This window comes from Spirosoma sp. KCTC 42546, from assembly GCF_006965485.1.
Taxonomy (GTDB): Bacteria; Bacteroidota; Bacteroidia; order Cytophagales; family Spirosomataceae; genus Spirosoma.
The window spans coordinates 4,804,839-4,819,052 of the sequence record NZ_CP041360.1 but is presented as its reverse complement, the minus strand read 5'-3'; the positions used below and the strand labels follow the sequence as shown (position 1 = coordinate 4,819,052).

Genomic DNA, 14,214 nt, shown 5'->3' with positions numbered 1-14,214 from the left:
ATGTGGGATGAACCTATCGAGCTGATCGAACACCATACCAGATCGGTACCAACCTCCTTGATCAATCGTATTCAGGAACTGGAAAACTACCTGGACTCGGTCTGGAAAAGCCGTACACTATTTTATGAAGAAGACCCGGAGCAACCTGCCCCAGCACGTCAGCCTTTTTTACGATTCGAGTTTAGCGAGGGGAAAATAAAGATGAGGGCTGGTCACTATGTAGGCTTTATCCAGTTCGAAGGTCAAACGATCCAGATCCTACCTAAATTATTTAGTAGTGGACAGGCCGATACTGCCTTCCGCCATTTAGGCTGGTGGCTTGACTATGGTCATCGGGTGAAATTCCCCTTTGCCGATCTGTTAACGGGATCAGAACCTGTCGCTAACTTCCCGGAAGCACTGATTCGGTATTTCGCTCAGTTTACCTACCAACTGATCGGATCACAGCCCTATCACCAGTACGAGGAGCTGACCGAAACCATGTCTTATGTTCGGGGGCGGCTAAATACACAGGCATATATCACGACCAGTTTGAGCCGGGGGAATTGGCATCAGCTGGTCTGTGACCACGAACCTTTCCTGTTCAACAACAAGCTGAACCAGGTTATTAAATACGTGACCCGTCGGTTAGTCGAACTCTGTCGACAGGTTGAAACTCGCCAGGATCTGGAACGAATACTCTTTGTTCTGGATGAGGTGGACGAAATTCCCTGTACAGTACAGGACTGTGATACGATTCAGCTAAATCGATTTTTCCAAGGATACGAATCCTGTCTGGATATGTGTCGGTTCTTCCTGAACCATCAGTACCTGAATCGGCAGAACGCCCAACAGCGACATTTCTGTTTTCTGGTTCCGATGGATATGGTTTACGAGGACTTTGTTGCGGGCGTAGTCAAAACGGAAGTCGGAAGCCAATTGGAGACTATCCGTACCCAGGCTACCGGCTGGCTGACCGATCAGCAGGTTTTTCAGATCAGAAACGACCTGTTGATAACGGATAAACTAGGGAGTCATTTGGTGGTCGATACCAAATACAAGGTCAGGAAGTATGAGCTGGGGGACAGAAAGGCCGGAGTTAGTCAGACGGACCTATACCAGATGGTCAGTTACGCCCTCCGCCGTACGACCAACCGGGTTCTGCTACTCTACCCGTTACCGTTTGGGCAGCAGCCGACCGAGCCTAAAACGTTTCATATTTCCTCTGAACTAATGAAGGAGAATACGATTCACATACGAGCAGAAGACCTAACCGTTACCGGGGAGACGAAACAGGAAATGTTATCTAACCTAGTAGCCCAACTCAGAGACGCTTTCCTGCCGTGGCCAACAGCCGAGGTTGACTCCTTGTCAAAATAAGCGTAGATTTGACTATGAAACTATCTGATCAGGAAATCGACCGCCGGGAACAGCAAATCCCTGAACTGGCTGGAAAGGCTACCCGTCAGGCCTATGAGCGGGCTGTTGCCTCTGGCCATCCGGTTACTGTTGTGATTGGCGATGAACTTGTTCGGGTTCAGATAACCCCTGAGGGAGTTGAAGAACAATCCATTCTTCGGGCCATAAAGACTCGGCGTGTTACGTCCCGTCATTTCCGTCTTTCATGAAGGGAGCAAGTCGTATGCGGGTATTTGCCGGGCCAAACGGTTCCGGAAAAAGTACGATTAAAGAAGTAGTTTCTCTCGACTTACTGGGTCATTACCTGAATCCCGATGAACTGGAAGGCGAACTCCGTCAGCATCCCTTTTTTAAATTTAGCCGATTTTCCTTACCAACGCCGGAAGCAGCTACTTTTCAATTCTTTTTTACAGGGCATCCATTAGCCATTCGAGCTGATCTATCAACCGAATTTAAGACGATCCAAATCCAGGAAGATACAGCTGATTTTAGTCAATTGTCCATCAACTCCTATGTAGCGTCTATTCTGACCGACTGGTTACGAACCGCGTTAATTCAGACTGGGCAATCGTTTACCTTCGAAACGGTTATGTCTTCCTCCGACAAGCTAGATGTGTTTCGTCGGGCTAAGGATGCCGGTTTCAGAACCTATCTCTACTACATTGCCACCGACGATCCCCAAATTAATGTCGAACGGGTGAGCTACCGAATCCTGACCGGTGGTCATAGCGTACCACCAGACAAGATTGTCGAACGGTATTACCGGTCATTAGACTTATTACTCGACGCCATTCGGCTAACCGACCGGGCCTATATCTTTGATAACTCGGGAACCGAACGGGTCTGGCTTGCCGAAGTCACTGGTGGAGTAGAACTTGAACTACAGTCAGAGGACGTTCCGGAGTGGTTTACAGCCAATATCCTTGATAAAATCAGCCCATTAAACGAATAAACTGATTTCCCTTATTACGTAATGAGTACAAACGCCCTGGTCCAGAAAGTCTGGAACTTCTGTAATACCCTCCGCGACGACGGCATGGGCTATGGTGATTACCTCGAACAGCTTACCTACCTTCTGTTCCTGAAAATGGCCGACGAATATAGCAAGCCGCCCTATTTTCGGGATACCCATATTCCCAGTGAATATAATTGGGATACCTTAACCGATAAGAATGGCGCTGAACTAGAGGTTCATTACGTCCATATCCTGACTGAACTGGGGAAACAGCAGGGGATGATCGGTCAGATTTTCTTTAAGGCCCAAAACAAGATCCAGGACCCGGCCAAACTCTATAAACTAGTCCGGTTGATTAACGAAGAGACCTGGATCGGTCTGGATACCGACGTCAAGGGGGATATATACGAAGGGCTCCTGGAGAAGAATGCCGAGGATACCAAATCCGGGGCTGGCCAGTACTTTACCCCTCGCCCGTTAATTCGGGCCATGGTCGATTGTGTCCAGCCGGAGCCTTTGAAAACCATTGCCGATCCAAGCTGCGGAACGGGTGGTTTCTTTCTGGCCGCTTATGATTACCTGGCTAAACAGGAACTGGACCGGGAGCAACTGAAATTCCTGAAATACGAGACATTTCGGGGCTGGGAGATTGTTCCGAATACCGCCCGTCTCTGTTTGATGAACCTGTTCCTCCACAACATCGGGGACCTAAACAGTGAGCCACCAATCGAGCGGAACGACAGCTTAATTAGCCTGCCTACCCAGCGATTTGATTACGTCTTGGCCAATCCACCCTTTGGGAAGAAGAGTTCGATAACCGTTACCAATGAAGACGGGGATCAGGAACGCGAGGCTTTGACCTACCAACGTCAGGACTTCTGGGCCACTACCTCGAACAAACAGCTTAACTTCCTACAGCATATTCGGGCCTTACTGAAGATCGATGGGAAGGCCGCCGTCGTCTTACCTGATAACGTCCTGTTTGAAGGTGGGGCAGGGGAGACGGTTCGTAAACGACTCCTCCAGAGTACAGACCTTCATACCATCCTTCGGCTGCCTACCGGAATTTTCTATGCGCAGGGCGTAAAGGCTAACGTCCTGTTCTTTGATAACAAACCGGCCAGCAAAGACCCCTGGACCAAAGCCGTCTGGATATACGACTACCGGACAAACGTAAAACATACCCTCAAGACCAATCCCCTCCGGCTGGACCATTTACAGGGATTTATTGAAGCCTACCAGCCTGGAAACCGCCATAACCGGCAGGAAACTGAGCGTTTCCGGAGCTTCTCCTACGAAGAGATTATAGGTCGGGATAAAACCAGTCTGGACATCTTCTGGCTGAAAGACGACTCCCTAGGCGATCTGGATAACCTCCCTGACCCTGACCTACTAGCCCTTGATATCGTAGAAAACCTGGAAGCTGCTCTGGGATGTTTTCGACAGATTGTCAGCCAGTTACAGGCTAAATAATAGTTAAACACTCCGGTAGGTCCTTTAAGTCATTGGCTAAGTCGGGCTTTCCGGAGTGTTAACTAGATCAAGTTATCGGCTATAACTATCCGTTAATTCCATGGCCTGATAACTTAATTGTGTGATAGTCGATAACCAGGACCTATTAAGTCCGGACAAAAGTCTTCGGTAAGCAGGTCTATGAATGGCAACGATTACCAGCAATCGATCGATATATAAATGCCCTACAGGCAAATACGGGAAAATCCCGCATATCTGATGATCACATAGTTATAGCAAAAAGGGGAAGCCCTGAGAACGGGGGTGGGACTTGGATATATGAAAAATTAATCCTTCGACTTGCGTCATGGTTATCGGTCGACTTTGAGATCTGGTGTGATAAACAACTAACCGAAATACTTCAGGAAGGAAAAGTTGAACTGAAACCGGAAGTCCCGACACCCGTTTTCAATATCCCCAAAACACTTGGGGTAGCTCTATTACTGGCGGCTCACCAGCAGTTCCAGATCGAGGATCAGCAGAAGCAGTTGGCCGAACAGGAAGCGAAGATTATAGAACTCGCCCCTAAGGCTGAGTTTTACGATAGAGTAGCCAGCAGTCCCGATCTTTTGACGATCGAGGAAGCAGCCAAGGTACTCAACTATCCCAGAATCGGTCGTAACAATCTATTCAAACTGCTACGGGATGGGCGGATTTTGACTAAGGGTAACGTACCCTATCAGCAGTATATCGACAACGGGTATTTTAAGGTCGTTAAACATGTATACAAGGATAATGAAGGAGTCGAGTATATTGAGCTACAAACGATGGTTACTCCTAAAGGCGTCCAAAGGATCGTTCCCGTTTTAGCATACTAACCGTCTGAAGCTCCGGGTAGCCCCATTTCCCATTGAACCTTAACTGGCTATGAGCAGAAGCTATAACCTCACCCCGACCTTTTGGTACCGACATCGACTAACCGTCTGGAAGTAACCAACTGACGATCCTCATGGGAAGATTCTTGGAGATCTAGACGGACAATCTGTCCCTGATTATTCTGGACGTATATACTCTTTATCAACACAATTGGGCAGGTCGGCGACCGCTTTCTCTGCTGAACCAGGCAGTATTTAGCAGACTTCTTCATTTTAGGGATAATATTACTTTACTAGTAGGCCGTGTAACTTTGGCTGGCAGACCGGGAGAAATCAAGGTAAAATCCAGACGACGAGATATTGATGGGAGATACCTGGTATAAGGTTACTAAATGAGACCCTGAAACCGGAAGAATCTTACGGGCAGTCAAACGAGATTCTGCAGCACTATCCCGATCTGGACAACCGCCCAGAAATAAGGATAACGATATCGATTATTAGGAGAAGATATTCAACTATCGGCCTTATACATATTGGCGATCATATAGATGCCTATGCCTAGCCTAACAGGATCAAGTACAAAAGTTGTGGATCAACTTGGATTAAGCATATAATTGAGTCAGCCGATATAAGAAGAATTCCACGTTGCGAACCCCACGGAACTGAGCCCGAAATGCCTTGATCTTAGCATTGAAGGACTCCGCCGAGGCATTCGTACTGCGATTGTCAAAATAATTCAAAATTGTTTCGTAGTGGTTTTGAATCGAACGAGCCTCCGTGTTGAAAGCCTTCAAGCCAGTTTGGCGGACCTTCTCATGCCATTTTGCCAAGCGAGCTAAGCCGTAAAGTTTATCGGTCGTCTGCTCAAAGAGGTGACTTAGGGACTGACTCAACTCATAAGCTCGCTTCAGGTCTGGATATCGATCAAAAAGCAGACTGGCCCGCTCGTGCTGGCTGATCGTCCAATCAGTCGCCTTTTTATAAAGCACATAGCGGCTGCGAGCCAGCAATTGTTTCACTGTATCCCCATTGGTAAGTAACTCTGGTTGATAGTCGATCTGGTTAAACGTAGCCTGCTCAAGAGCCTCATTTTCAGCCTCCAAGGCTTGCCAGCGGTACTCAACTCGCATAGTCTGGACGGCCTCCAGAGCCAGTTGTTGCACATGGAAACGGTCGGTCACTTGGATAGCCTTAGGGAAACATTTTTTAGCGATTAGGGCCATATTGCCTGCCATATCCAGGGTAATTTCCTTTACCTTTTTGCGCTGGTTTTCAGATAACTTACGCAATATCTCAATCACCGTCTCGGCTTTAGTACCCGCCACAATGGCTACGATACTGCCCTTGCCTCCTCTAGCGGCTTTATTGGTCAGAATCGTATAGAGTTCCCCTTGTGAAAGACTCGTTTCATCTAGCGACAAATGCGTACCCAGGTTTTGGGGATAAAGCAACCAGTCTTTGGCATGTTGCTTTTGTTGCCAATTGGCAAATCCACTCTGATAATCACGGTATTGGCGTAATAGAATTTTGCCACCAACCCCATAAAAGCCGCCAATGGAGTTGATATTAGTCGGGTTAGTATCGACTGATTTGTTTTAAAAAAGCGGAAAACTCACTGGTCATCCGCGTTCCATCTGCTACCTGAGTCCAGTCTCGATAGACGACTTTGCCGGTTTGGGTATTGAGCCAGCGACGGCGTTTGATATGCAGGAATACCTGGTGGCCCCGGATGGGAAAGTCCTGGACGGTGATAGTGGGGAAAAAGCCTTTGGAGAGCAGATTCTTCCGTTGAGGGTCCGTCTCATCGGCATTTTTCTCTTCGATATGAACATGAAAGACTCCCTCAGGGCGGTCGATGGAGGTCAATTCAAAATTTTGTAGGATGAACTCAGGCAACAGAAACTGAACGATGGGCAAGAAACTCTCCAAAACAACTAGATTTGATTAATTCACAAACCTAAAAAAATACAATGCCCTCCACAACTTTTGGAACTGATCCAAAGTCAATCTATAAATATGTTTTGCAACTTGTTTTGCAACCTCATAAAAAAAGCCACTCAACATTTCTGTTAAGTGGCTGATTATCAGTGAGCCAGTGGAGGGATTCGAACCCCCGACGCGCTTGCGCATCCTGATTACAAATCAGGCGGAATCGACCGCTATCCGACACTGGCAACAATCAATCGACTCGTTTCCGAATCGTGATGCAAAAGTAAGGAATTAGAGACTTTTGTGCAAACTAGTTCTAGAAAAAAACTAAAAAGAGTGGCCAGATTTATAACCAGACCACTCTTTTTAGTTGTCAAACGATCTCTACCTTATGCCTGAGCTACGCGCAACTGATGCCGAAGGTCGTCTAATTGCTTTTCAGCTTCAGCAATTTTCTTATCGATATCCGCACGAAGTTTATCGGCATTCTTCGACCGGGCGAAGAACTCAATATTATTCCGATAGGTCGCAATGTCGTTTTCGATGGCCGTAATGCGCCGACGGATATCGCTCTCGCGTTTGTTGCCAGTGTCGCCACCACCCCGATTGAAATCCCGATCGCGATCGCGTCCACCGCCACCACCGCTGTTCCGGGAACCACCAGGACGGGTTGCTTCGGCTTCACTCTGAAGCATAATCCGTTCCTTATCTTTGGCCGGAATCTTGCCTGTTGCGCCAACCAGTGCATTTACTGCGTTGATATAACGCTTCTGCGTCGACTGCATGTCCTTTTTCGGGACAAAGCCAATGGCGTTCCATTCCTTCTTGAACTCATTCAACTGAGACAAGTCGGCGTTGGCGTTGGCCGCGGCTTCGATCCGTTCGATGAGGGCAATTTTTTGTGTAAGGTTGCCTTCAAACTCGCGTTCGGTTTCCTGATTTTTCGAGCGTTTTTTATTGAAGAACGCATCACAAGCGGCTTTGAACCGGTCGAAAATAGTATTCTTCTGCTTCTCAGGAACCTGACCGATATTCTTCCATTGACGCTGTAGCTCAATGACGGTCTGCGTAATCTCGGGCGACTCTTCTCCGGCAGCCAGAATTCCTTCAACCTGCTCGCAGAGTTGGACTTTAGCCCGCAGATTTTCTTCCCGCTTGCTTTCCAACTGGCGGAAAAATTCGCCTTTATTATGGAAGAATGTCTTTAACGCAGCCCAGAATTTTTTGCTGAGTTCCTTGCCTTCCTCGCGGGGCATCGGGCCTTTAATGGCATTCCAACGATCCTGAAGGGCCATCACCGCCTTGGTTTTGTCGTTCCAGTCATTAATACTGTTCGACGCAAACGAGGTAATGGGTACTAGTTCTTCATAGATCGCTGATTTCTCTTCATACAATTGGGCCGACTCTTTCCGTTGCTCGTTTGTCTGTCCACGACGTTTATCGTACAGAACATCCAGAGCGGCTTTCATCCGACCCCAAAGCACTTCCTGTTCTGCTTTTGGGGCAGGACCAATGTGCTTATATTCTTCAAATAACGCATTGGCCTCATCAATGGTTTGCCGGGTTACGGGCGTTTCCTCCGATGCTTTCGCCATTGCCTCGACCTTTTCAATAACCTCCGTTTTTAGGCTGGTATTGCGTTTGCGGTCAAGCTCTTTTAATTCAAAGTAGATATTACGATTGCTGTAATACCGATCAACCAACGCATGGTAAGTTGCCCAAAGGGTAGCGTTGTGGGGCGAGTTCATGTTTCCGGCCGATTTCCAATCGTCCTGAATTTTCTTGAACTCGTTCCAGCTTACTTTAGGATCACCGGCGTTGTTTTCATCGGTTTCAACCAGTTCACGCAGGCGGGTCAGCAACTCCGTTTTCGATGCGAAGTTGGTTTCCTTAGCCTTATCTAAATTCTGGAAGTATGTATTTTTCTGGCTCTTGATCAGCTTATACAGCTCATCGAACCGGGAAACAGCATCATCATATTTGTACTCAAAACCTTCTTCAGCACCTGTTTCAGCCACATAAGCCTGTAGGGCTGCTTCCCGCTCCGCCCGCTTCATCTGATCGAACAACGGCTTAACCTCCTTCAACACCAGATCCGCTTTCTTAAAATCGCCGGGGGTAACAGAGGCCGTACTAATGGCCGCCATTTGTGTCTCGAGCAGATTAACAAAATCCGACTTAGTAAACTGGCTATAATCAACGGCAGAGTGACTCGACGCGTCATCGTCAACATCTGACACGTCGGCATACTGTGCTGAAATTTCCTCACTGATTTCTGGTGAAACCGGGGATTCGGGCGCAGTCGCTTCTACAGCAGGGGCCTCAACTGTCGCTTCCTCAGTAACAGAGGTATCGTCAGTTTCGGCAACCGGCTCCTGTACAGGCGTACTGACTGCCGTTGGCTCGCTGGGTGTTTCAGGAGATGGCTCAGCACTCGCTTCAACTTCTGGGGTTTCAGCTACGGGCACAGCCGTATCAGTCGGGGCAACCTCAGCTGCCTCGGTACTGTTGTCCGGAGAAACGATAGATTCACTACTGTCGACAGGCGTATCCGTTGAGGGCGTTGTTATAGTAGGATCACCCACTGCATCAGGCTGCGTTTCGGCAGTCAATGCTGGTTCGGCTTCGGCCAATTCTGGCGTAGCCTCACTACCCTCGATGGATGCATCAGGGGTGACCACAGCGGGTGTTGTGGTATCTTCGGGAATATGCACTGCCAGCGTTCCAGTAGCCTGATTAGTGGTTTCTGGTTGCTGGTTAATTTCCTGTTCTTGGTTTGCCATGTTGGGAACGTACCGATTACTTTTGCAAAAATACGATAAAATGCGAATTTTCTTGTAGTACAGCCTTTAAACAAGCTTACAGAATGTCATCAGCCATCAGTGATTTACGAAATGAGTACACATTAAGCGGTTTAGACGCTGCCGACGTTCTATCTGATCCAATTGAACAGTTCCAGCAATGGTTCAATGCAGTCTTGCAGGCTGGAGTTCCAGAACCCAATGCTATGCATGTCAGCACCGTTACAGCGGAAGGTCGTCCCGATGGGCGAATTGTGCTCCTGAAAGATGTATCGAATGACGGGTTTGTTTTCTATACTAATTACGAAAGCCGAAAAGGTCGCGAACTTACGCAACATCCGTTTGCTACACTTACTTTTTTTTATCCTGAACTCGAACGGCAGATACGTATTGAAGGGCAGGTAGTGCGGGTAAGTGCCGAAGAGTCAGATAATTATTTTAGTAGCCGCCCGCGTGGTAGTCAGATTGGCGCGTGGGTATCGCATCAAAGTAATGTGATTGACAGCCGCGAGGTATTAGAGAGTCGCCAGCGTGCGCTTGAAGCTCAGTTTGCCAATCAGCCTGTTCCTCGACCAGCTCATTGGGGTGGTTTTCGGGTGATGCCGGATGCCATTGAATTCTGGCAGGGACGCCCTAGCCGTTTGCACGACCGGATTCGCTATCGAAAGGAGGGGGGCAATTGGAAAATTGAGCGGCTGGCACCGTAATATTTTTTTTGACACGGAGGCAATAGAGATACTACGGAGAAAATAGAGGTAATAAAATACGTAGTGTTCTTTGTTCAGCCTTTGTTTTTTTCCGTGTTAAGACAAGACAAGGTAAATACCCTGCAGCTACTTCTTTAGTCCTAAAACCTTTCTCCCTCTTTATTTATGGCCTCCAAACGAGCCAAAACAAAACCGTCCGTTGATAAACGTACCTTATTTAGTGTTATCTCGGCTTCTTCGGTCGGAACGCTCATTGAGTGGTACGATTTTTATATCTTCGGTAGTTTAGCCGCCATTCTTTCATCGCAGTTCTTTCCAAAAGATAATCCTACTGCTGCTCTTCTTTCAACACTGGCGACCTTTGCCGCAGGCTTTATTGTCCGCCCATTCGGTGCTCTGGTGTTTGGACGGCTGGGGGATTTAGTGGGCAGGAAATACACCTTTTTAGTAACGCTGGTGCTGATGGGGGGATCAACCTTCGCTATCGGGCTCATTCCTGGCTACGCTACTATTGGTTTCTGGGCACCCTTGCTGGTTCTGTTGCTTCGATTAATTCAGGGATTAGCACTTGGGGGCGAATATGGCGGAGCGGCTACCTATGTGGCAGAGTACGCGCCAGAGGGTCGGCGGGGCTATTATACAAGCTTTATTCAGACAACGGCTACGCTAGGGCTTTTTGTGTCGCTAGGCGTGATTATGCTCACGCGGGAATCATTGGGCGTCGATAAATTTTCGGACTGGGGCTGGCGGGTGCCGTTTCTATTGTCGATTGTGCTGGTGGGCGTATCCATTGTCATTCGACTACGTATGGCCGAATCGCCTTTGTTTTCCAAACTAAAAACGGAAGGTACGCTCTCAAAAAATCCGCTGGCCGAGAGTTTTGGCAAGAAACAAAACCTAAAAATGGTGTTGCTAGCCTTGTTTGGAGCCACGGCGGGTCAGGGGGTTATCTGGTATACCGGTCAGTTTTATGCGCTGTCGTTTATCCAGAAAGCCTGCAACATTGAGTTTGTGCAGTCGAATATGATCGTCGCGATTGCGTTACTGGCAGCAACGCCCTTTTTTATTGTTTTCGGTGGATGGTCGGATCGAATTGGCCGTAAGCCGATTATGCTGGCCGGTATGGCACTGGGTATTCTGACGTATCGTCCAATTTATGATAAGCTATACAGTCTGGCAGACTTAACGCAGAGACAGGAGTTCGTTGATGCCCAAACGATTGACCGAAAGCTGGCAAAGCTGGACAATGGAGGCACATTGGTGACTATGACGACAACTCATTTTTATGAAGATGGGTTAATTGCGAAAGACATCGAAAAAACCGTTACGGCAACACCCAAAGGTCAACCGGGCAAGCCAGAACTGACAAAATCTGTCACATTACCCCGAGCTAGTTTCTGGCTGATGGTACTCCTGATATTTGTACAGGTCGTGTATGTCACGATGGTATATGGCCCTGTGGCTGCGTTTCTGGTTGAGTTATTTCCAACCCGAATCCGCTACACCTCCATGTCCTTACCGTACCATATTGGCAACGGTATTTTTGGGGGACTAACCCCATTCATTGCAACAGCCCTGGTTGCGACGGCTACCAAAGCCAATGAAACGGTACCGGGTTCTGTGGCGAAACCTTATCTGGAAGGACTCTGGTACCCGATTCTGGTAGCCGGTGTTTGTTTTGTGATTGGGTTGGTGTATTTGAGTAATAAGCGCTCTACCACTCCGGAAGATTGATTTTATAAGTGGATAATGAAGAATAAATAATTGAAAATAGCTTAGCCCCGTCACATTCTACATTTTTCAATGTACATTATACATTAACAATATGGAGTCACTTAAAAAATATCTTGGCGTCGTTTGGATACTGATCGGAATCTATGTGGGTTACGACCGAGTTACCGATAGCCTGATCAAAATCGGTAGCGACAAACTCGAAGATCGCGTTTTTGGCTGGGTTGTACTATGCGTTCTGGTGCCTATCATAGTAGGCGGATTGATCCTGTTTGGTAAATATGCCCTCGATGGGGAATATAAATCTGATGAATAGTGAGCGATTCCGTGAATGAGTCAATAGATTTGCCACCCTAAATTTATTCGTGCGCAATTCCCGCTACGGCGAATTGTTCATTCACAATTCATTCATTAACTCATTCGCTCAATCACTCATTGATTATGCGTATCCGAACCTTTGACGAGTACCAGGCTGCTTATCAGAAAAGTGTTGAAGACCCCGAGGAGTTCTGGGCCGAAATTGCTCAGAACTTTCAGTGGCGCAAACCCTGGACCAAAACCCTGCAATGGAACTTCAACGAACCCAATATAAAGTGGTTCATTGGCGGCAAACTTAACATTACTGAAAACTGCCTCGACCGACACCTGGCCGAACGAGGTGATCAGCCAGCTATTATCTGGGAACCCAACGACCCAAACGAAGCAGGTGTTACACTTACCTACCGGATGCTGCACGATCAGGTGTGCCGGTTTGCCAATGTGCTGAAACGCAATGGCGTTGTGAAGGGTGACCGAGTGTGTATTTACATGCCGATGGTGCCCGAACTGGCTATTGCTGTGCTTGCCTGCGCTCGTATAGGGGCTGTTCACTCGGTGGTATTTGGTGGTTTTTCGGCGCAAAGCATTGCAGACCGGATCAATGATGCGCAATGCAAAGTGGTCGTTACGGCTGATGGTTCTTACCGGGGAAATAAAGAAATACCGCTCAAAAGTACTGTAGACGATGCCCTGATTGGTTGCCCAAGCGTTCAGAAAGTAATCGTTATGACGCGCACCCGCACACCCGTATCGATGCTGAAAGGTCGCGACATCTGGTGGGAGCAGGAGCTGAAGCAGGTGACTGCCGATTGCCCTGCCGAAGAAATGGACGCCGAAGATATGCTGTTCATTCTGTACACATCCGGCTCAACGGGCAAGCCAAAAGGCGTTGTACATACCTGCGGAGGTTACATGGTTTATGCTACTTATACCTTCCAGAATGTATTTCAATATGAACCCGGCCAGGTTTTTTTCTGCACCGCCGACATTGGCTGGATTACCGGACACAGTTATATTGTATACGGCCCGCTGGCATCTGGCGCGACTTCGGTGATTTTTGAAGGGGTACCCACCTATCCTGATTGTGGTCGATTCTGGGACATCACGGACAAACATAACGTCAATATTCTCTACACGGCACCAACGGCCATTCGGTCGTTGATGGGTTTTGGTCTGGACAAAGTGGAGAATCATGACCTGAGTAGTTTGCAGGTACTTGGCTCGGTCGGTGAACCGATCAATGAAGAAGCCTGGCATTGGTATGATGATAACATCGGCAAAAATCGCTGCCCGATTGTCGATACCTGGTGGCAAACTGAAACCGGTGGCATCCTGATTTCGCCCCTGGCGGGCATTACCAAAACCAAACCAACCTTTGCTACACTTCCCTTACCGGGCGTTCAGCCAATTCTGGTGGATGAAAACGGGAAGGAAATTGAAGGGAATGGCGTGAGTGGTAATCTCTGCATGAAGTTCCCCTGGCCAGGCATTCTGCGTACCACCTACGGTGACCACGAACGCTGTCGCCAAACGTACTTCGCGACTTATCCGGGACTGTATTTTACGGGTGATGGTTGCCTGCGTGACGAAGATGGCTATTACCGAATCACCGGTCGTGTTGATGATGTGTTGAATGTTTCAGGCCACCGCATTGGCACAGCCGAAGTCGAAAACGCGATCAACATGCACACCGGCGTGGTGGAGAGCGCCGTAGTCGGTTACCCACACGACATCAAAGGTCAGGGCATTTATGCATACGTCATCACGGATCAGCAACCCGATGGTCATGATGCCGAACTAACCAAGCGCGACATTCTGGCGACCGTAACCCGAGTGATCGGCCCCATCGCCAAGCCCGACAAAATCCAGTTCGTAACGGGCTTACCCAAAACGCGCTCCGGCAAAATCATGCGCCGAATTCTGCGTAAAATTGCGGAGGGTGATGTTAGTAATCTGGGGGATACTTCTACGTTGCTTGATCCGGCGGTGGTTGATGAAATTAAAGCGGGAGCGATTTAAGGTATACGGTTTTCGGTTTACAGTTTTCG

Annotated in this window: 12 protein-coding genes, 1 tRNA gene and 1 pseudogene; 10 read left to right on the top strand and 4 right to left on the bottom strand. The window is 48.1% G+C overall.

The window, feature by feature from the left end; genetic code table 11:
• From EXU85_RS19750 to EXU85_RS35400, 6 genes and pseudogenes are all read left to right on the top strand, one after another.
• Positions 1–1,359, top strand: a complete 1,359-nt coding sequence (locus EXU85_RS19750) for an McrC family protein (RefSeq protein ID WP_142773737.1) — start codon at positions 1–3, stop codon at positions 1,357–1,359.
• Positions 1,360–1,373: 14 nt separating this feature from the next.
• Positions 1,374–1,607: a hypothetical protein gene (locus tag EXU85_RS19745; RefSeq protein ID WP_142773736.1), complete on the top strand. Its 234-nt coding sequence runs from the start codon at positions 1,374–1,376 to the stop codon at positions 1,605–1,607.
• Complete coding sequence (locus EXU85_RS19740) at positions 1,604–2,350, top strand: zeta toxin family protein (protein WP_142773735.1); 747 nt, start codon at positions 1,604–1,606, stop codon at positions 2,348–2,350. Before EXU85_RS19745 ends, EXU85_RS19740 begins: the two co-directional genes overlap by 4 nt.
• A 21-nt stretch (positions 2,351–2,371) precedes the next feature.
• Entirely contained in the window at positions 2,372–3,826 is a 1,455-nt protein-coding gene (locus tag EXU85_RS19735; protein ID WP_142773734.1) for a class I SAM-dependent DNA methyltransferase, read from the top strand.
• A 203-nt stretch (positions 3,827–4,029) separates the two neighbouring features.
• Positions 4,030–4,167, top strand: a pseudogene (locus EXU85_RS36205) (hypothetical protein); the annotation flags it as partial.
• Positions 4,168–4,353: 186 nt separating this feature from the next.
• A complete protein-coding gene (locus EXU85_RS35400; protein ID WP_168207826.1) occupies positions 4,354–4,683 on the top strand; it encodes a phage antirepressor KilAC domain-containing protein in 330 nt (109 codons plus the stop codon).
• A gap of 599 nt (positions 4,684–5,282) precedes the next feature.
• Here the strand turns inward: EXU85_RS35400 and EXU85_RS19725 are convergent.
• The 4 genes from EXU85_RS19725 to EXU85_RS19710 all read right to left on the bottom strand — a co-directional run bounded on the left by EXU85_RS19725 (position 5,283) and on the right by EXU85_RS19710 (position 9,392).
• Positions 5,283–6,236, bottom strand: a complete 954-nt coding sequence (locus EXU85_RS19725) for a transposase (RefSeq protein WP_142773733.1) — start codon at positions 6,234–6,236, stop codon at positions 5,283–5,285.
• Between the two features lie 19 nt (positions 6,237–6,255).
• Positions 6,256–6,609, bottom strand: a complete 354-nt coding sequence (locus tag EXU85_RS19720; RefSeq protein WP_142770642.1) for a transposase family protein — start codon at positions 6,607–6,609, stop codon at positions 6,256–6,258.
• Positions 6,610–6,770: 161 nt separating this feature from the next.
• Positions 6,771–6,854: transfer RNA gene (locus EXU85_RS19715), tRNA-Thr, on the bottom strand.
• A 144-nt stretch (positions 6,855–6,998) separates the two neighbouring features.
• Positions 6,999–9,392: a DUF349 domain-containing protein gene (locus tag EXU85_RS19710; protein WP_142773732.1), complete on the bottom strand. Its 2,394-nt coding sequence runs from the start codon at positions 9,390–9,392 to the stop codon at positions 6,999–7,001.
• 83 nt (positions 9,393–9,475) lie between these two features.
• Between EXU85_RS19710 and pdxH the strand changes: the two genes are divergently transcribed.
• From pdxH to acs, 4 genes are all read left to right on the top strand, one after another.
• Positions 9,476–10,117 (top strand): pyridoxamine 5'-phosphate oxidase, encoded by a 642-nt coding sequence (pdxH, locus tag EXU85_RS19705; protein ID WP_142773731.1) that lies wholly within the window; start codon positions 9,476–9,478, stop codon positions 10,115–10,117.
• Positions 10,118–10,282: 165 nt separating this feature from the next.
• Entirely contained in the window at positions 10,283–11,851 is a 1,569-nt protein-coding gene (locus EXU85_RS19700; protein WP_142773730.1) for an MFS transporter, read from the top strand.
• Between the two features lie 91 nt (positions 11,852–11,942).
• Positions 11,943–12,164: a DUF6814 family protein gene (locus EXU85_RS19695; RefSeq protein ID WP_142773729.1), complete on the top strand. Its 222-nt coding sequence runs from the start codon at positions 11,943–11,945 to the stop codon at positions 12,162–12,164.
• Positions 12,165–12,289: 125 nt separating this feature from the next.
• Positions 12,290–14,185 (top strand): acetate--CoA ligase, encoded by a 1,896-nt coding sequence (gene acs, locus EXU85_RS19690; RefSeq protein WP_142773728.1) that lies wholly within the window; start codon positions 12,290–12,292, stop codon positions 14,183–14,185.
• Positions 14,186–14,214: the final 29 nt, after the last annotated feature.